The following is a 19,087-nucleotide window of genomic DNA, read 5'->3' as shown; positions in this document are numbered from 1 at the left end:
GGCACAGTGCTTGACGCGGAAACCGCCGGCTGATTGGATACCCGAAATCGCTACCAGCGCGATAAAGCGGGATAAAAACAAGCTGGGGAACATATCTGTCCAACACGAATGATGATGGGATTACCCCGCGATTGCAGGCACAAAGCCGGGTGATGGCGGAAAATGGGCGTAAAGTGACGGAATCCGGATAAATAAATTGCAATCCAGCCGTCACATTAGCTTCATCCAGAATCCGTATCAGCGTCCGTAATACGAGAACACGAAGAGGAGAAAAAAGTGATCTCTCATTGCCGTCGACTGCTTGCTGCCACCACCGCTCTGGTAATGGCCTCCACCGCGATCGCTGCCGCTGCGCCAAGCGCCGAACTGATCGCTGCCGCCAAGAAGGAAGGCATGCTGACCACCGTCGCGCTGCCGCACGACTGGTGTGGTTACGGCGACGTCATCGCCGCTTTCAAGGCGAAATATCCGGAAATCACCGTCAACGAACTCAACCCCGACGCCGGCTCTGCCGATGAAGTCGAAGCGGTAAAGGCGAACAAGGACAACAAGGGCCCGCAGGCTCCTGACGTTGTCGACGTCGGTCTCGCTTTCGGCCCGCAGATGAAGGCCGAAGGCCTGCTGCAGCCTTACAAGGTCCCCACCTGGGACGAAATTCCTGACAACGTCAAGGATCCGGAAGGTTACTGGTACGGCGACTATTACGGCGTGATGTCCTTCTTCGTGAACAAGGACCTCGTCAAGAACGTGCCGAAGGATTGGGCCGACCTGCAGAAGCCGGAATATTCCGGTCAGGTAGCGCTTGCCGGCGATCCGCGCGCTTCCAACCAGGCTATCCTCGGCGTTCTCGCCGCCGGTCTTGCCAGCGGTGCGAAGTCCGGCAAGGAAGCCGGTGAGGCAGGCCTGAAATATTTCGCCGAGCTCAACAAGGCTGGCAACTTCCTGCCAGTCATCGGCAAGGCTGGCACGCTGGCACAGGGTGCTACCCCGATCATCGTCGCCTGGGACTATAACGCGCTCTCCTGGAAGAAGACGCTGAACGACAACCCGCCCACGGAAGTCGTGGTTCCGGAAAAAGGCGTTCTGGCCGGCGTTTACGTTCAGGGCATTTCCGCTTACGCCCCGCATCCGAACGCTGCCAAGCTCTGGATGGAACACCTTTATTCCGACGACGGTCAGCTCGGCTGGCTGAAGGGTTATTGCCACCCGATCCGCTTCAACGCGATGGTCAAAGCCGGCAAGGTTCCGCAGGAACTGATCGACAGCCTGCCGCCGGCAGCAGCCTATGAAAAGGCAATCTTCCCGACGCTCGAAGATGTCGACGCCAACAAGGCCGCCGTTACCGGCGGCTGGGACAGCGTCGTCGGCGCGAACGTGAAGTAACCTTTGAAAAATACACCCCGGCTTTTCAAAAAGCCGGGGTGCTTCTTTGAAAGCATTTCAGGTAAAACTCCCTAGGTTTTACCCCGGAAATTGCACAAAACAAAGATCGAAAGTGCGTCTGACGATTCCGTTTTTACCGGACGTGCGATAATAAAGAACTTTATAGACAGACCGTTTGAAAACGGCGTTTGGGGACCAGGCATGCCATCAACCAACACCGGCGGACCATCCGATGCGGGCAGAAAGTTGCCGCTTCATTGGTTAGGCGTCGTACCTTTTGCTGTTTTTGTTCTGCTGTTTCTGATTTTTCCGACGATGAAAATCGTGGTCGGCGCGTTCCAGCGTCCCGATGGCAGCCTGACGCTGGAAAACGTCGCCGGGCTTTTCACCTCGTCCATCCTCGCGGCCTACTGGATTTCGATCAAGATCAGCCTCGCCTCGGCGGCTCTTGGCTGCCTGATTGGTTTTGCCGTCGCCGCCGCCGTGGTTCTGGGCGGTCTGCCGCAGCGCATTCGCGGACCACTCCTGACATTTTCGGGCGTCGCATCGCAATTTGCCGGCGTGCCGCTCGCCTTCGCCTTCATCGCCACACTCGGCCCTGTCGGCCTACTTACCGTGTTTTTGAAGACGCAGATCGGCATTGATCTGAGACTCCTCGGCTTCAACATCCTGTCCTTCTGGGGCCTGACCGTCACCTATCTGTTCTTCCAGATTCCACTGATGATCCTCATCATCACGCCGGCGCTTGACGGATTGAAGCGCGAGTGGCGCGAAGCTGCGGAAATCCTTGGCGCGACCGGCGTGCAATATTGGCGCATGGTGGCCTTCCCCATCCTCCTGCCATCGTTGCTTGGCACCATGTCGCTGCTGTTTGCCAATGCCTTCGGTGCGGTGGCCACCGCGATCGCGCTTACCGGCTCGTCGCTCAACATCGTGCCCATTCTGCTTTTCGCGCAGATCCGCGGCGACGTTCTCGGCAATCCGCATCTGGGTTACGCTCTCGCCTTCGGCATGATCGTCGTCACCGGCATTGCCAATGCGCTTTACATCTGGCTGCGCGCCCGTAGCGAAAGGTGGCTCAAATGAAGAAGTTCTTCGCCTGGGGCGCGCTGATCTTTGGCCTGCTCTATTTCGCCCTGCCGCTGATCGGTATGACCAACTTCTCGCTGAAAATGCGCCGCGGTGAATATTCATTCGACGCCTATGGCAAGGTGCTCACCGACCCGCGTTTTCAGGAAACCTTCAGCTATTCTGTGGTGATGGCTCTCTTCACCATCGTTTTCGGTGTGCTGCTGGTGGTGCCCACGGCCTATTGGGTCCGCCTCAAACTGCCCGGCTTGCGCCCCTATATCGAATTCATCACGCTCCTGCCGCTGGTCATCCCGGCCATCGTCATCGTGTTCGGTTATATCAGGCTCTACAACACCTCCAGCTGGCTTCCGCTGACCGGCACGACCTTCGGCACCAACCTGCTTTTGATGTTCGGTTATGCCACGCTCGCCTTGCCCTACATGTACCGCGCCGTCGATACTGGTCTGAGGACCATCGACGTCTCGACGCTGACGGAAGCGGCGCAGAGCCTTGGCGCGGGGTGGACGACCATTCTGTCGCGCATCATCCTGCCCAATGTTCTGGTCGCCGTGCTATCAGGTGCGTTTTTGACCTTCGCCATCGTCATCGGTGAATTCACCATGGCCGCCCTTTTGAACCGCCCGGCCTTTGGCCCCTATATGCAGCTGCTTGGCGCCAACCGCGCCTATGAACCGGCTGCACTTGCCGTGATCTCCTTCGGCATCACCTGGGGTTGCCTTGGGTTGATCCAACTCGTTTCACGCTACCAGAAGGGCGCGCCTCCCAAGGCCTGAGGACAAGATTTTCATGAGCTTTTTGACACTTAGCAATATCAAGAAATCCTTCGGCTCCGTACAGGTCGTCCATGATTTCAACATGGCCATCGAAAAGGGCGAGTTCGTCTCCTTTCTAGGCCCGTCGGGCTGCGGCAAGACCACCGTGCTGCGCATGATCGCCGGTTTCGAAATCCCGACCGGCGGATCGATCGTCATCAACGGCAAGGACCAGACGACGCTCAGACCGAACCAGCGCAATATCGGCATGGTGTTTCAGGCCTATGCGCTGTTCCCCAACATGAACGTCTACGAAAATGTCGCCTTCGGGCTCAAAGTCGCCGGCAAGCCGAAAGCCGAGATCGATGCACGCGTGAAGGAAATGCTTCAGCTCATCCATCTGGAGCATCTGGCGGATCGTTACCCCTACCAGATGTCAGGCGGCCAGCAGCAGCGCGTGGCGCTTGCCCGCGCATTGGCCCCGAAGCCGGAAGTGCTTCTGCTGGACGAGCCGCTTTCCGCGCTCGATGCCAAGATCCGCGTATCGCTGCGCGAAGAAATCCGCCAGATCCAGAGAAAGCTCGGCATCACCACAATTTTCGTGACCCACGATCAGGAAGAGGCCCTGTCGATCTCCGACCGTATCGTTGTCATGAATTCCGGCCGCGCCGACCAGATCGGTTCGCCCTTCGATATCTACAACAAGCCCGCGACCCGGTTTGTCGCCTCCTTCGTCGGCACGCTGAACCTGATCGACGCAACCGTCGTCGATTCCTCTACCAGCACAATCCGTGTCGGGGAGCAGAACGTGACGCTCCACAAGCCGGTCGATGTTGCAAACGGTGAAAAAATCACCCTCGCCTTGCGCCCGGAAGCAGGAGCTCTCGGCGCTGACGCGAAGGGAGACGTGGCTATTTCCGGTATCGTGACCTCAAGCCAGTTCCTGGGTTCGGTCATCCGAACCCGTCTTGATCTCGGCGGCTCGACCTTGTCTTTCGACATGTTCAACGATCCCGGCACCGCACCGCCCGCCCTGGGCGAACAAGTAACGCTTAAATTCGCGGCTGGTGATCTTATGGTGATCAAAGATTAAATGGCTTTTCTCCAGCGTCGGAAGCAGATAGAGCAGGTATAATTCAAATCTGCTTACCGACGATGTGAGGCCAGGATGCGCGCGCTTTTTTACGAACTGTTCGGCGAGACCCCGATTGTGGCATCCCTGCCTGATCCGGAACCGACCGACGGCGGCGTGGTCATCGAGGTGAAGGCGACGGGCCTCTGCCGCAGCGACTGGCATGGCTGGATGGGCCACGATACGGATATTCGCCTGCCGCATGTCCCTGGCCACGAATTCGCCGGCGTTATCGCTGCGGTCGGAAAGAACGTTACCAGGTTCAAGACAGGCGACCGTGTCACCGTTCCCTTCGTTTCCGGCTGCGGCCGTTGCCATGAATGCCGCTCCGGCAATCAACAGGTGTGTGAAACGCAGTTCCAGCCCGGCTTCACCCATTGGGGTTCTCTCGCCGAATATGTCGCCATCGATTACGCGGACCAGAACCTTGTTCATCTGCCTGATACGATGAGCTACGCCACTGCCGCCGGTCTCGGCTGCCGTTTCGCCACGTCCTTCCGGGCTGTGACGGACCAGGGTCGCCTGAAAGGCGGCGAGTGGCTGGCGGTACATGGCTGCGGCGGCGTCGGCCTCTCCGCCATCATGATTGGCGCAGGCCTCGGCGCTCAGGTCGTCGCCATCGACATTGCGGAAGACAAGCTCGAACTTGCCCGCCAACTCGGCGCAACCGCTACCATCAACAGCCGCTCGGTTGCCGACGTCACGGAGGCGGTGCGCGAAGTGACCGGCGGCGGCGCGCATGTCTCTATCGACGCGCTTGGCCACCCGCAGACCTGCTGCAATTCCATCAGCAACCTGCGCCGGCGCGGGCGCCACGTTCAGGTAGGGCTGATGCTGGCCGATCACGCCATGCCAGCCATCCCCATGGCCCGGGTGATTGCCCACGAGCTGGAGATTTACGGCAGCCACGGCATGCAGGCATGGCGCTACGAAGACATGCTGGCGATGATCGAGAGCGGCAAGCTCGCGCCCGAAAAACTGATCGGCCGCCACATCACCCTTTCCGATGCCATCACCGCCCTTCCCGCCATGGACCGTTTCCAGGAAAGTGGCATCAGCATCATCGACCGGTTCGAATAACAGTCACAGCCGGAACGTCCCGGAAAATGCCGTTTGTCTAGACGGCATCAGGCATTCCTGCGTCCGAACGGCCGGACTGCCATCCCCGCGCGATTCGGCGCGGCCTCCGGTCTTCTGGTCGGCGGTGCAACCTCATTGAGAGCGGGCGTATAATCCTGGGTAACTGCCGCACGTTGCTGACGTATGGTTGGCGGACGGGGTTCCGGTAATTCGACGACCGCCTCGATATCTTCCCGCTCGAGACGAGCGTTTCTGCTACCCGACCGATAGTACCAGCGAATACCCCTGCGCAGGAGCACGAACAGGCCCACGAGCAGCACAAACCCACCTATCAGTCTCCCTATAGGCTCAGCCGCCTCCGAAGCCGCCGCACGTTTTTTGCGGTCCTCGACGGTAGGGTCAAATCCAAGCATACTGGAAATGCCCTTAAGGCCCACCTCGTCCAACTTCACGTATTGGTCGCCATTATAAAGAACATAAGCGTTGCCACTACTGCTGTTCAGATAGCCGAGGTCAAAGAACTTCCCTTCCACCACGAAAGTCGTTTGATTGGGCAAGTCGTAGACCCTGTCGATCGTCTCACCGCGACTGAAGCCAGGCGCCGCAAAAAACCGAAAACGCTTGGCATCGGCATCCACAGCAGACGCGAACAAAAATATCATGGCGACGTAAACCAGCGCAATCTGATTCATATCTTCCCCGCAATACAAAAATATCGGGATATATTTCTACAATCGCCTTAATATAAAATTTAATCGATGACTATTCATTTGATTACTTTGAAAATACACAGATGTAATTTTGATACTTATAATATACACCAATATAATATACTCCTCTTCCGCCGCAAACGGACGCACAGAAAAAGAAGCATCGATAAAGAGGATTGAAAATGCTGTTTCTCGACAGCGTGACCATGAAGGAAACTTCGGACCGAAGGGACGAATACCCCTTTACCGTTCCGGCGCTGCGCCAGCTGGAACGCCTCGAATTCAAGACGCCGATCACCTTTTTCGCCGGCAATAACGGCTCCGGCAAATCCACGCTGCTGGAAGGGCTGGCGGCCGGAATGACGGCCTATGCCATCGGCAATCATGGACAGGTTGCCGGCGACCTCTATCTTCAGCATGCGGAAACCGTGGCGAAGGCATTCTATTTCGCCCGCAAGAAATACCCGAAAATCCGCATGTTCATGCGCGCCGAAGACGTGCTTGGCTACATCCGCAAGCAGAATGAAGAGATCCTGGATGACTTTCGCTGGGAGCGGGAAAAAGCCCTGAAAAGAGGCGAAGATTTTCCCGAGGAAACACCGGACACTTTCAGGCATATCGTTAGAAGCAACGGCATAGACCGGCGTTCGCATGGCGAGGGATTTCTCGATATCATGCAGCAGCGCCTGCACGGCGCCGGCCTTTATTTTCTCGATGAACCGGAAAGTCCTCTTTCACCGCAAAAGCAGCTGGAGCTTGCAGCCCTCGTCCGTCACACGGCAGATAGTGGTGGGCAGTTGATCATCGCAACCCATTCGCCAGTGCTCTTGGCCATTCCAGAAGCGACGATTTATTACTTCGACGAGAACGGCATCACCGAGCGTCTTTATGACGAGCTGGAAAACATCAGTTTCCTGCGGCGCTTTCTTGATCGTCCATCAAAATTCATGAGCGATTAGGAGCTGATAAGGCTTGAAATCGCGCATCGCTTGCCTCATGCCCATTAGCAACATGTGAATTAGAAAAAGAAGCAGGCTTATGTCTCCCACCACCACACCGGCAGCTGCCCGGCCCCTGAACAGGCAGGACTACAGAACTCTCGGCCTTTCGGCCCTCGGCGGCGCGCTGGAGTTCTACGATTTCATCATTTTCGTGTTTTTCGCCACCGTCATCGGCCATCTGTTCTTCCCGCCGGAAATGCCCGATTGGCTGGTGATGATCCAGACCTTCGGCATCTTCGCCGCCGGTTATCTGGTGCGGCCGCTGGGCGGCATCGTTCTCGCGCATTATGGCGATCGTTATGGCCGCAAACGCGTCTTCGCCTTCTCCATCCTGCTCATGGCGCTTTCGACGCTCGGCATGGCGCTGATGCCGACCTATGCCACCATCGGCGTTGCGGCCCCCATCCTGCTCATCGTCCTGCGCATGCTGCAGGGTGCGGCCATCGGCGGCGAAGTGCCGGGTGCCTGGACCTTCGTTGCGGAGCACGTGCCCTTTCGCCGCGTCGGGCTCGCCTGCGGTTTTCTGACGTCCGGCCTCTCTTTCGGCATCATGCTCGGTTCGCTGATTGCCTTTGCCATCAATTCCCTCTTCTCGGCAGAAGATGTGGCGGCCTATGCATGGCGCATTCCCTTCCTGCTCGGCGGCATATTCGGCCTGATTGCCGTCTATCTGCGCCGCTGGCTGGAAGAGACTCCGATCTTCATGGAGATGAAAAAGTCGAAGTCGCTGACGGACAAGCTTCCGCTTGGCCTTGTGCTGAAGCACCATATGCGCGGCGTGATCATTTCCGCGCTGCTGACCTGGGTTCTGTCCGCAGCCATCGTCGTTACCACGCTGATGACGGCAACCTTCCTGCAGAAGCTCTATGGCTACACACCGACGCAGGCGCTGGCAGGCACCAGCTTCGGCACGCTGTTCCTCATCTTCGGCGTCATCATCGCCGGCGCATTGATCGATCGTGTCGGCTCCGGCATTTTCTTCATGGCCGCCAGCATCTTCTTCGGCATCGCCACCTTTACTTTCTACAGCTATGCCGGCACATCGCTAGAAACCATGTTCGTGCTTTACGGCGTCATGGGCCTGTCGGTTGGCATGGCGGGTGCAGTGCCCTATGTCATGGTGCGCGCCTTCCCGGCCTCGGTCCGCTTCTCGGGCCTCTCCTTCGCCTACAACGTCTCCTATGCCATCTTCGGCGGGCTGACACCGATTGGCGTAACGATGGCGCTAGCCGTCAATCCAATGGCGCATGCGTGGTATCTGGTGTTCATCGCCGCCCTCGCCTTCTGCATCGGCGTTTACCTCTATCTGCGCGGCAGCGAGATCGAAAGCCATGTCGGCATAGAGGAACTGGCGGCCTTAAGGTCGTAAGCCCAACGACGACACAAAAAAGCGCGGGCAGGACCCGCGCTTTTTATTGCAACAACGGTGGCCGAAACGTCAGGCCGCGCTGTCGATCTCCTCGGCACCGTTTACCGGTACGTAGTTGAGCACCGGTCCGAGCCAGCGCTCTACTTCTACCAACGGCATGTCCTTGCGACGCGCATAGTCCAGCACCTGATCGCGTTCCACCTTGGCAACACCGAAATAATAGCTCTCGGGATGGCCGATATAGAGGCCGGAGACGGAGGAGCCGGGCCACATGGCATAACTCTCCGTCAGCTCCACGCCCGCCGCGTTGGTGGCGTCGAGCAGGGAGAACAGGGTTTTCTTTTCGGTATGATCAGGCTGGGCCGGATAACCCGGCGCAGGGCGGATACCGGCATAGGCCTCGCCGATCAGCTCATCGCCGGCAAGAGCTTCTTCGGGCGCATAACCCCAGAATTCCTTACGCACCCGCTCATGCATACGTTCGGCAAAGGCTTCCGCGAAACGGTCGGCCAGCGCCTTGACGAGAATCGACGAATAATCGTCATTGGCCCGCTCGAAGCGTTCAGCAATCGCCACCTCCTCGATACCCGCCGTGACGACGAAGCCGCCGACATAATCGGCAACGCCGCTATCGACAGGCGCGACAAAATCGGAAAGCGCCACATTGGGGCGTCCGTCACGCTTGGAAAGCTGCTGGCGCAGCGTGAAGAAGGTCGCCAGTTCTTCGGAGCGGTTTTCATCCGTGAACAGCCTGATGTCGTCTCCCACCGCATTGGCGGGCCAGAAGCCGATAACAGCCCGCGGCCGGAACCATTTTTCCTCGATGATCTTCTTCAGCATCGCCTGCGCATCGGCATAAAGCTGCCGCGCGGCCTCGCCCTGTTTCTCGTCTTCAAGGATAGCGGGATATCGGCCCTTTAGCTCCCAGGTCTGGAAGAACGGCGTCCAGTCGATGTAACGGGACAGCTCCTCAAGGTCATAGGTCTCGAACACCTTGGTGCCGAAGAATTGCGGCTTCACGACACTATAGGTCGACCAGTCGATCTTGTGCGCATTCTCGCGGGCGCGGGAAAGCGGCAGACGCTGCTTTTCGCGCTCATTGCGGGCGTGCGCCTCCGCCACCTTGGCATATTCAGCCCGGATGCCGTCGATATAGGCTGGCTTCTGCTCGGCGGAGAGAAGTGCGGAGACGACGCCCACCGCACGCGAGGCATCGGTGACATAGATCGCCTGGCCCTGTTCGTAACGCGGATGGATTTTCACCGCCGTATGCACGCGGCTCGTCGTTGCGCCGCCGATCAGCAGCGGGATGTTGAAACCCTGCCGCTCCATTTCCGCCGCCACATGCACCATTTCATCAAGCGATGGCGTGATGAGGCCGGAAAGACCGATCACATCGACCTTTTCGGCAATCGCCGTTTCAAGGATCTTCGTCGTCGGCACCATCACGCCGAGATCGATGATCTCGTAATTGTTGCAGGCAAGAACGACGCCGACGATGTTCTTGCCGATATCGTGCACATCACCCTTCACGGTCGCCATCAGCACCTTGCCGGCGGCCTTGTTCTGCTCGCCACCATTCAGGCGCTTTTCCTCTTCCATGTAAGGAAGCAGCACGGCGACGGCCTGCTTCATCACGCGGGCGGATTTAACCACCTGCGGCAGAAACATCTTGCCGGAACCGAACAGATCACCGACCACGTTCATGCCCGCCATCAGCGGCCCTTCGATAACGTGCAGCGGGCGGGCGGCCTGCTGGCGCGCCTCTTCCGTATCGGCTTCGATGAATTCGGTAATGCCGTTGACCAGGGCGTGTTGCAGCCGCTTTTCGACGGAAAGCTCGCGCCAGGAAAGATCCTGCACCTTCGCCTGTTTTTCACCCGTGCCGCGGAAACGCTCCGCCACGTCAAGCAGCCGCTCCGTCGCGTCGTCGCGGCGGTTCAGCACCACATCTTCACAGGCCTCGCGCAATTCCGCATCGATGTTGTCGTAAACCGCAAGCTGCCCGGCATTGACGATGCCCATATCCATGCCGACCTGGATGGCGTGGTAGAGGAACACGGCATGCATCGCCTCACGCACCGGCTCATTGCCGCGGAAGGAGAAGGACAGGTTGGAAACGCCACCGGAAATATGCGTCAGCGGCATGGTTTCGCGGATAGTCTTGGTGGCTTCAATGAAGTCCACGCCGTAATTATTGTGCTCCTCGATACCCGTGGCCACCGCAAACACGTTTGGATCGAAGATGATGTCTTCCGGCGACAGGCCCGCCTTTTCGGTCAAAAGCTTGTAGGCGCGCGTGCAGATTTCCACCTTGCGCTGATAGGTATCCGCCTGCCCGACCTCGTCAAATGCCATGACCACGACCGCAGCACCGTAATTGTGGACGAGCCGCGCCTGCTGGAGAAACTTCTCCTCGCCTTCCTTCAGCGAAATCGAATTGACGATCGATTTGCCCTGCACGCATTTCAGACCGGCTTCGATGATTTCGAACTTGGATGAGTCGATCATCACAGGCACGCGGGCAATATCAGGCTCGGCGGCAATGAGGTTCAGGAACTCCACCATAGCCTTTTGCGAGTCGATCAGGCCCTCATCCATGTTGATGTCGATGATCTGCGCACCGTTTTCCACCTGATCGCGGGCGACAGCCAGCGCCGCCGTGTAATCGCCGGCGGTGATCAGCTTGCGGAAGCGGGCCGAGCCGGTGACGTTGGTACGTTCGCCCACGTTGACGAAGGGAATGTCCTTGGTCAGCACGAAGGGTTCGAGACCCGAAAGCGACATGAAGGGCTTGTGCTCGGGAATGGGGCGCGGCTTGTAATCCTTGACGGCTTCGGCAATCGCCCGGATATGCTCGGGCGTCGAGCCGCAGCAACCGCCGACGATGTTGACAAGACCGTCGCGGGCAAAACCCTGTACCTGGCGCGCCATCATCTCGGGTGTTTCGTCATATTGCCCGAATTCGTTCGGCAGGCCGGCATTCGGATAGGCGCAGACGAAGGTGTCGGCCACATCCGAAAGCTCCTGCAGATGCGGACGCATGGCATCTGCACCAAGAGCGCAGTTGAGGCCGATGGTGAAGGGATTGGCGTGTCGCACCGAGTTCCAGAAAGCAGACGGCGTCTGGCCGGACAGTGTGCGGCCGGAAAGGTCCGTGATCGTGCCTGATATCATCACCGGCAGACGGATGCCCTTGGCCTCGAAGCGCTCCTCGCAGGCGAAGATTGCGGCCTTGGCGTTCAGCGTATCGAAGATCGTCTCGATGAGGATGATATCCGCGCCGCCATCGATCAGACCGTCGATCTGCTCGCCATAGGCGATGCGCAGATCGTCGAAACTGACGGCACGGTAACCAGGATTGTTGACATCAGGCGAAATCGAGGCGGTGCGGTTGGTCGGGCCGATAGCGCCCGCAACGAAACGGCGGCGGCCATCTTCGCGCTCAGCCCGCTGGGCAGCACGGCGGACGATCTGCGCCCCTTCGCGGTTGAGATCGTAGACGGCATTTTCCATCTCGTAGTCCGCCTGCGCGATGCGCGTCGACGAAAACGTGTTGGTTTCAAGAATATCCGCGCCCGCCATCGCATAGCGATAGTGGATTTCTTCGATGGCATCCGGCTGGGTCAGGATCAGAAGGTCGTTATTGCCCTGCTGGTGACAGGCGCAGCCGATGAAACGATCACCGCGAAAATGATCTTCATCAAACCCCAGTCCTTGAATCTGCGTGCCCATTGCGCCATCGAGAATGAGGATACGTTCGCTGGCGGCCTGGCGCAGCGCGCGCAAAATTTCCGCGCCGTCGCGCTTTGCCCCTTCAGGGCCGAACAGATCGTCAAACACGGGCGCACTCCTCATTTCGATTTGCAAGATCGCAAGCCGTCAAGTCACATAAAGATATGTTTATGTCAATATATCTTCAAGGTATAGGTATGGCTTTGCGTCGTTGCGGCAGACTACGAAATTTCACTGACAGATGACAGGTTTATGCAGCAAGGATATAAGCCGAAGCAGCAAACCGCATGGAGGACGAAATGCCCGAGGACGACCACAACAACCGGAACTGGAACACCTTGCCATGGCATCGCCAGTGGCTGGTCAAACAGGCCGATGGGCTTTTCGACTTCTTCCAGTACCGCGCCGTCAATCCGGCCGGCGGCTTCTTCGATCTCGATGCCAAGGGTGCGCCGCTGCAGAAAAACGACCCCGTGCGCGGCATCCATGCCTCCGCACGCATGGTGCATTGCTTCTCCATCGGCCACCTGCTCGGACGGCCGGGCTGCGGCGATATTGTCGACCACGGCATGACCTACCTCTGGAACAATCATCGTGACAGCGAGCACGGCGGTTATTTCTGGCAGGTCAACGATGGCGGCCCGGTGGACGCCACCAAACAGGGTTATGGCCACGCCTTCGTGCTTCTGGCCGCTTCCTCCGCCAAAACTGTCGGCCACCCGCTTGCTGACAAGATGTTGGCCGACATCACCGAGGTTCTGGAAACGCGTTTCTGGGAAGAAAAACACGGCGCTATCGCCGAGGAATTCAACCGCGACTGGTCACCCATCGACAATTATCGCGGCCAGAATTCCAACATGCATCTGACCGAAGCGCTGATGGCCGCCTACGAGGCGACCGGCGACAGCAATTACCTGACAAAGGCCGAACGCATCGCCGATCTCGTCATCCGACGCCGCGCCGGTGAGCTGGATTTCCGCGTGCCGGAGCATTTTGACGAGAACTGGACGCTCGACAAGGAGTATCGTGGCAACGAAATGTTCCGACCCTCCGGCTCCACTCCCGGCCACTGGCTGGAATGGGCGCGCCTCATCCTGCAATTGTGGGTGCTGGGCGAACGCAGCCATGACTGGATGCCGGTGGCGGCAAAATCGCTCTTCGTGCAATCCATGGCGCTTGGCTGGGACCGCGAAAAAGGCGGCTTCTTTTATACGCTCGACTGGCACGACAATCCCGACAAGACGGCAAAGCTCTGGTGGCCCATGTGCGAGGCGGCGGGTGCAGCCCACTTCCTCAACGAAAATCTGCCGGCGGACGAATTCTACGAAGACAGCTACCGCCGCATCTGGAGCACAATCGCCAACAATTTCATCGACCACGACAATGGCGGCTGGCACGAGGAGCTGACGGAAAATCTGGTTCCAGCCAACACGCTTTTCCCCGGCAAGGGCGACATCTACCACGCGCTTCAGGCCTGCCTGATCCCGCTATTTCCGGCAACGGGAAGTTTGACGAAAGTGATCAAGGAAGGCGGCGGCTCCTATTGAGGCCGCTTCAAGAATGAAGCATCTGACACGCTCCGTCATGCCGGACGTGATCATGCTGGACCCCGGATCAAATCCGGGGTGTCGGCATATCGAGGCGCCTCAAAATCCGATAGTTTCCTCGAAATCATCCCAGGACTGGTACATTTCATAACGGCCGATACCCGGGATCGGCACATGTCCGTAATAGGGTGAAAGCTGGAACTCGGCGGCAGCCTCGCTTTTGCCGGCAACGGCGCTCACATAGATCGCGGAGGCGAGCCCGGTTCGGTTGGCGCCGTGTTCGCAATGGATGAGGATCGGTTTTTCAGCGTTGCGCAGCACGGCGACGAGCGTTTCCGCTTCCTCCACCGAGACCTTCTCGCTTGAACTCAGCGGATAATCGATCAGCCGGACGCCGTTGTTTTTCGCAGCCTGGCTTTCGGCGTCATACCAGCCTTCACGCTTTTCATCGCGCAGATTGATGATCGTCTTGATGCCGTAGGCCTTGGCATAGGCCGTGATGTCCTTGCCGCTCGGCTGGGCCGAACGATAAAGTTCGCCGGGAATGACCTCGTGAAAATTTCCGGTCAGCTGGCCGATGCCCATATGCGCGCCGGCCAAAACCGGCAGAGCCACCAGGCCAATGGCGGCAATTTTCAGAAACTTCAGAACTATACGCAAAACCTAAACCCGCAACATTCATCGGACGGGTGGGCAGGTGGCATTGCAAATCGGCGAAAACAAGTCCCGCAGCGGCGAAAGCGGCCTCGGCGTGGCCGGCAACGACGCGGGCACCTTTACGAACCCCTTGCGAAACAAGGGGTTCAGGCGACAGCACGAAAATGTTCAAGAAACCGTGAGGGTCGGAAGCAGCGACAGCCGTTCAATCGAATTCCGCAGAAACGATGGTGACGCGCCATTCCAGCCGTTGCGGATCTACCGTTTCATTGTTGCGCAGTCGGAAAGAGCGGCACGCGGCAAAGGTCTCCCCGGCCTCGATCCGCCTTTCACTCACCTGATAGGGATCGAAGGCGACGGAGGCGCGGAAGGCAGGCTCGAACCCTTCAAGCGTATAGGTCAGGCGCTGCACGGCAACATTATTGTCGTTGCGGAAGCTGACGCGGATCGGCAATGCCGCATCCGTGCACGCCGCATCGAAGCTAGCCGTCGCAATCACATGGTCGAGCCGCTGGCTACCGCGCTGCCAGTCGTAAATGACAAAGGCGGCAGTGGTTCCCCAGATCAACAGCAGGCAGATGACGACCGGTTTGAGGTGCCGCGGAAACGCGATGAGGGTGAGAAGAAGAATGGCACTGAGAACGGCTCCGACAATCACGTCGCCCCTCCCCCATGAAAACTAACCCGCATGCGATCCTGTCCTCCCTTGCCCATTCCTGCCCGCAACATCAGCCCTATCGAGGTGTCGAAGCACCGGCGTTGCCGCAGACAGGCACAACTCTATGGTCGTGCCCCCCGCTGTCAAGACAACCAAGCGTGACCCCGCTCCCGTTGCTTTGACAAGGCGGCGAAAGGAACCAAACGCCGTTGAAGGCGTTCGCCGCATCAGAACAGCATGACGGGGCGGTAAAAAACGTCGCGATTTGGGCAAGGGAGGCCGGCAACTCGAGGGAACAACCTGCCCCTTGGAACCGCCGATCTCCAACCCATATTAAATGCACCTAATATATGTTATAGAAGTCAATCAGCTCAGGGAGAAAAACGATGAAAACGCTGATCGTAACGTCACTCTTGGCCCTGTCCGCCAGCACCGCGATGGCTGCGGATGCCGTCTACGAAACCCCGGCGCCTCCAGTCGCGCAGGAAACCCTGCCGGTATTTACCTGGTCTGGTCCGTATCTTGGTATTCAAGGCGGCGCAGGCTGGGCGAACGGCGATTTTTCGGCTGGCGGCCCCGTCGCGTCGGATAGTTTCGATGGCGGCATTCTGGGCGCTTTTGCAGGTTACAATTACCAGTTCGACAATAATTTCGTCCTCGGTATCGAAGGCGATGTAGATTATAACTGGAACGACAATGACTATGCCGGCGTGAACATCGGCACCGACTGGCAGGGCTCTGTTCGTGGCCGTGTCGGTTACGCTTTCGACCGTGCCTTGATCTATGGTACCGCCGGCTGGACAGCGACGCGCGGTTTCATCGAAACGCCTGGCGCCGGCAAGGATAGCACCACGTTCAACGGTTACACCGTCGGCGCTGGCCTGGACTATGCCTTCACCGACAATGTGTTCGGCAGGATTGAATATCGCTACAATGACTATGGCGACAAGGACATCTTCGGCGTCAACACCGATTTCGACCAGAGCACCGTCAAGGTCGGCCTTGGTGTGAAGTTCTGATAGCGTCGACAAACGTCAGCAAAAGAGCCCGGCCAAGTGCCGGGCTTTTTCTTTGTCGGAACGCCGCACCAGCTTCGCCCTGAGACTCTAAAAACGTGGAAATGTGAACATCGCAAAAATGAGATATTTACGGACCGTTCAGCCGGCCCGTGCCATCATGCGGGCATAATGAGCCTCTATCTCCCGAAGCAGGCTTATGGAGTAGCCCTCGATGAAAAAGATCATTCTTACAACCCTTGCCGCGCTGGTTGCCACCGGCAGCGTCTTCGCGTCCTACGGCACCGCTGCCGCGCAGGACTATCCCTATCGTCCGCGCTACGACCGTGGCGGCCCGCCCCCACCGCCCTATCGCGAACACCGCCGCCACAATGATGGTGCTGCGATTGCCGGCGGACTGGCTGCAGGCGTTATCGGCGGCCTGATCGGCGGCGCAATCGCTAACGGCGGCAACAGCGGTCCCCGCTACTACGAGCCACCGCCGCCGCCCCGCCCACGCTGCTGGTTCGAAGACCGCCGCGTTCCCAATTCCTATGATGGCGGCTGGCACACCGAAAGCATGCGGGTCTGCGACTGACCCCATAGCTGAAAGTCCGTAATGAACAATCCGATCAGTCTAAATGGCTGGTCGGATTTTTTGTTCGATGAGCAAAAACCAAGGAATGCGCAATGATCGATGACGTGTCGACTTGCTATACGGAATCGCACCAACTCGTTCAAAATATAAGAAAAATGGTGGGCCCGGAGAGACTCGAACTCCCAACCAAGCGGTTATGAGCCGCCGGCTCTAACCATTGAGCTACAGGCCCTTTCGGAAAAATTATCCGAAACACCGGCTTCGCAATGGTTCGAATCCGGTGGGTCACGCTCTAACGTAATTTTTACGGCCCGACAAGCCATTGATGCTATCGCAAGCTGCCGTTGCCGTATTAGCTTCACAATCTAAGGCAATACCCTGCAAAGGGACACAATCAACGAGGAAACACCATGACGACGACAAAGGCCCGCCTTTTCGCACTTAGTGCATTGACCGCAGCAGCAATGATGCCGCTTGCCGGTAATGCTCTTGCGCAGGATGCCACTCCGCGCGAAGCAACCATCAGTGTTTCCGGCGAAGGCCAGTCGGCAATCGCGCCCGATATGGCGATCCTGTCATTCAGTGTCGTAAAGCAGGCGGAAACGGCGGCTGCGGCTCTGACAGAGAATTCCAAGGCGCTCGCCGAGGTTCTGAAATCGCTGAAGGCGTCCGCCATCGAAGACCGCGACCTGCAGACGAGCAATTTCTCCGTGCAGCCGCTTTATAAGCATTATGAACCGAAAGACGGCGTTTACGTCGCACCGGAAATTACCGGCTATCAAGTTTCCAACGGACTGACCGTGCGCGTACGCGACCTGAAGAAGCTGGGCGAGATACTCGATACCTCCGTCAAGCTCGGTATCAACCAAGGCGGCGATATTACCTTCACCAATGACAAGCCGGAAGCAACCGTGACCGAGGCCCGCAAGCAAGCCGTTGCCGATGCGCTGGCCAAAGCGAAAACGCTGACGGAAGCGGCGGGCGTGAAGCTTGGACGCGTGATCCAGATCAGCGAGAACATGCAGCGCCCCATGCCGGTGCCGCAGACCATGATGCGCGCTTCGATGGCGAAGGAGGCCGACAGCGTGCCGATCGCTTCGGGTGAGAACAGCTACAGCGTGGTGGTCAACGTCACCTTCGCCCTGGGCGAATAAAACAGTCGGAGCGGCGGCATTGCCCGCCGCCCGCATTTGCCGAACGGCTGCGCGCAACCGCCACCCGAGAGGCCACAAAAAGAAACGCCCCCCGCCTGTAAGAACAAGCGAGGGGCATTTTTTTGATCCGCGCGAAGGGCGGGGGATTTCCGCGGATCAATATCAGCCGTTTAGCGACGGATCACCGGGCAACCACGCTCATTGGCGAAGAAGATGCGGTCAGGGCCGCGACGGTCGAAGCCTGCAACCACGACACGGCGCGGCGATACATCGACAACGCGCGCGCGGCGAAGACCCATGCGGCTAGCCTTTTCCTCCGCAAGCCGCGGCGAGCAACCGTAACGCGGGCGGTCAGGACGGCCCCAACCCGGACCAGGACGATCGGGACGATCCCAGCCCGGACCGCGGCCTCTGTCATGACCGTATCCATCCTGAACCTGAACTCTGAGCTGAACATCCGGGCCAGCCGAAGCAGCTGGAGCGGTGACGGAAATTCCGCCGAGGGCGATGAGGGCAGCCAGGCCGGCTTTTGCGAAGGTACTGAACATGAACTCACTCCGTTTGTTTCTGCGCCGGCAGGGACGTCCCCCGGCGATTGACGAGACCCTAGACCCGCCCGCCTGAACGCCGACAGAACCGCATGTTCAGCAGACGTTCAGAGACATTAACGGGAAAACGAAAGGAAAAGTCGGGGCTTTTGACGGGAATCATGGGGAGATATGCAGAACGATTTCACGGCGGTGCGGCCGGTCGCGATGTTCGAAAAGATAAAGGCCCTGCCATGTGCCAAGGGTAAGCTTGCCATCGCTGATCGGTACTCCGATGGAAACCGCGGTCAAGGCCGATTTGATGTGAGCAGGCATGTCATCAGGGCCTTCGAGCGTGTGGACGACCCAGCGCATGGAGACATCGTCGGAAGGTGGCACGAGGCGGGAAAAAAATACCGCCAGATCGCGCCGGACATCCGGATCGGCATTTTCCTGGATAAGCAGGGAGCAGGATGTGTGCCTGACGAAGACGGTCAAAAGGCCTTCGTTCACGCCTGCCTCCTTCGCAAAGCGCTCGGCCTCGGACGTAAATTCGTAGAGCCCCTGCCCGTGGGTGGTGGTAATGGTCATTTTCTTCTGCGGCACGTTATTTCCTTTAGAAAATTCGGAACAAATTAGGCACTGCAAACGTTGGACCATGTCGAATTGTAACTGATGGCGAAAAGGCGTGCTTCCA

At 58.3% G+C, this 19,087-nt stretch carries 17 protein-coding genes and 1 tRNA gene; 11 read left to right on the top strand and 7 right to left on the bottom strand.

Translation table 11 applies throughout. From position 1 onward, the window contains the following. The first annotated feature begins 276 nt into the window (after positions 1–276). The 5 genes from ASD46_RS17700 (at position 277) to ASD46_RS17680 (ending at position 5,439) form a co-directional block, all read left to right on the top strand. Positions 277–1,383, top strand: a complete 1,107-nt coding sequence (locus ASD46_RS17700) for an ABC transporter substrate-binding protein (protein ID WP_060642544.1) — start codon at positions 277–279, stop codon at positions 1,381–1,383. Between the two features lie 201 nt (positions 1,384–1,584). Next, positions 1,585–2,469 (top strand): ABC transporter permease, encoded by an 885-nt coding sequence (locus ASD46_RS17695; protein WP_003513327.1) that lies wholly within the window; start codon positions 1,585–1,587, stop codon positions 2,467–2,469. After that, positions 2,466–3,248 carry an ABC transporter permease gene (locus ASD46_RS17690; RefSeq protein ID WP_003513330.1) on the top strand — a complete coding sequence of 261 codons (783 nt, stop codon included), beginning with the start codon at positions 2,466–2,468 and terminating at the stop codon, positions 3,246–3,248. The genes ASD46_RS17695 and ASD46_RS17690 overlap by 4 nt, the downstream gene beginning before the upstream one ends. A 13-nt stretch (positions 3,249–3,261) precedes the next feature. After that, positions 3,262–4,320 carry an ABC transporter ATP-binding protein gene (locus tag ASD46_RS17685; RefSeq protein WP_003513332.1) on the top strand — a complete coding sequence of 353 codons (1,059 nt, stop codon included), beginning with the start codon at positions 3,262–3,264 and terminating at the stop codon, positions 4,318–4,320. Between the two features lie 75 nt (positions 4,321–4,395). Then, the gene (locus ASD46_RS17680) at positions 4,396–5,439 is read left to right on the top strand and encodes a zinc-dependent alcohol dehydrogenase family protein (protein WP_060642543.1); all 1,044 of its coding nucleotides are present in this window, start codon (positions 4,396–4,398) and stop codon (positions 5,437–5,439) included. Between the two features lie 47 nt (positions 5,440–5,486). Here ASD46_RS17680 and ASD46_RS17675 read toward each other — a convergent pair whose 3' ends face one another. Beyond that, complete coding sequence (locus ASD46_RS17675) at positions 5,487–6,131, bottom strand: hypothetical protein (RefSeq protein ID WP_035198630.1); 645 nt, start codon at positions 6,129–6,131, stop codon at positions 5,487–5,489. A gap of 200 nt (positions 6,132–6,331) precedes the next feature. Between ASD46_RS17675 and ASD46_RS17670 the strand changes: the two genes are divergently transcribed. Together ASD46_RS17670 and ASD46_RS17665 are read left to right on the top strand one after the other, a co-directional pair. Then, on the top strand, positions 6,332–7,108 hold the full coding sequence (locus ASD46_RS17670) for an AAA family ATPase (protein WP_025594078.1): 777 nt from the start codon (positions 6,332–6,334) through the stop codon (positions 7,106–7,108). 79 nt (positions 7,109–7,187) lie between these two features. Then, positions 7,188–8,519 carry an MFS transporter gene (locus ASD46_RS17665; protein ID WP_035198632.1) on the top strand — a complete coding sequence of 444 codons (1,332 nt, stop codon included), beginning with the start codon at positions 7,188–7,190 and terminating at the stop codon, positions 8,517–8,519. A 69-nt stretch (positions 8,520–8,588) separates the two neighbouring features. Here the strand turns inward: ASD46_RS17665 and metH are convergent, their stop codons facing one another. Beyond that, complete coding sequence (metH, locus tag ASD46_RS17660) at positions 8,589–12,362, bottom strand: methionine synthase (protein WP_019565253.1); 3,774 nt, start codon at positions 12,360–12,362, stop codon at positions 8,589–8,591. 179 nt (positions 12,363–12,541) lie between these two features. Between metH and ASD46_RS17655 the strand changes: the two genes are divergently transcribed. Beyond that, complete coding sequence (locus ASD46_RS17655; RefSeq protein ID WP_025594082.1) at positions 12,542–13,801, top strand: AGE family epimerase/isomerase; 1,260 nt, start codon at positions 12,542–12,544, stop codon at positions 13,799–13,801. Between the two features lie 99 nt (positions 13,802–13,900). Here the strand turns inward: ASD46_RS17655 and ASD46_RS17650 are convergent, their stop codons facing one another. Both ASD46_RS17650 and ASD46_RS17645 read right to left on the bottom strand, forming a co-directional pair. Beyond that, positions 13,901–14,461, bottom strand: a complete 561-nt coding sequence (locus ASD46_RS17650) for a dual specificity protein phosphatase family protein (RefSeq protein WP_025594084.1) — start codon at positions 14,459–14,461, stop codon at positions 13,901–13,903. A gap of 202 nt (positions 14,462–14,663) precedes the next feature. Then, the gene (locus ASD46_RS17645) at positions 14,664–15,116 is read right to left on the bottom strand and encodes a hypothetical protein (protein WP_003513344.1); all 453 of its coding nucleotides are present in this window, start codon (positions 15,114–15,116) and stop codon (positions 14,664–14,666) included. A 386-nt stretch (positions 15,117–15,502) separates the two neighbouring features. Between ASD46_RS17645 and ASD46_RS17640 the strand changes: the two genes are divergently transcribed. Both ASD46_RS17640 and ASD46_RS17635 read left to right on the top strand, forming a co-directional pair. Next, on the top strand, positions 15,503–16,135 hold the full coding sequence (locus ASD46_RS17640; RefSeq protein ID WP_003513345.1) for an outer membrane protein: 633 nt from the start codon (positions 15,503–15,505) through the stop codon (positions 16,133–16,135). 211 nt (positions 16,136–16,346) lie between these two features. Next, a complete protein-coding gene (locus tag ASD46_RS17635; protein ID WP_003513347.1) occupies positions 16,347–16,709 on the top strand; it encodes a hypothetical protein in 363 nt (120 codons plus the stop codon). 156 nt (positions 16,710–16,865) lie between these two features. Here the strand turns inward: ASD46_RS17635 and ASD46_RS17630 are convergent. Further along, positions 16,866–16,941 (bottom strand) — tRNA-Ile (locus tag ASD46_RS17630). Between the two features lie 178 nt (positions 16,942–17,119). On the opposite strand from ASD46_RS17630, the gene ASD46_RS17625 reads away from it, so the two are divergent. Further along, complete coding sequence (locus ASD46_RS17625) at positions 17,120–17,863, top strand: SIMPL domain-containing protein (RefSeq protein ID WP_003513348.1); 744 nt, start codon at positions 17,120–17,122, stop codon at positions 17,861–17,863. Positions 17,864–18,033: 170 nt separating this feature from the next. Here the strand turns inward: ASD46_RS17625 and ASD46_RS17620 are convergent, their stop codons facing one another. Together ASD46_RS17620 and ASD46_RS17615 are read right to left on the bottom strand one after the other, a co-directional pair. Then, the gene (locus ASD46_RS17620; RefSeq protein WP_025594085.1) at positions 18,034–18,411 is read right to left on the bottom strand and encodes a hypothetical protein; all 378 of its coding nucleotides are present in this window, start codon (positions 18,409–18,411) and stop codon (positions 18,034–18,036) included. Between the two features lie 159 nt (positions 18,412–18,570). Next, positions 18,571–18,996, bottom strand: a complete 426-nt coding sequence (locus ASD46_RS17615; RefSeq protein ID WP_025594088.1) for a secondary thiamine-phosphate synthase enzyme YjbQ — start codon at positions 18,994–18,996, stop codon at positions 18,571–18,573. Positions 18,997–19,087: the final 91 nt, after the last annotated feature.

Origin of the sequence: Rhizobium sp. Root491 (genome assembly GCF_001427205.1) — a bacterium.
Classification (GTDB): domain Bacteria; phylum Pseudomonadota; class Alphaproteobacteria; order Rhizobiales; family Rhizobiaceae; genus Agrobacterium; species Agrobacterium tumefaciens.
The sequence above is the reverse complement of the archived record's forward strand: the minus strand, read 5'-3'. Positions and strand labels throughout refer to the sequence as shown.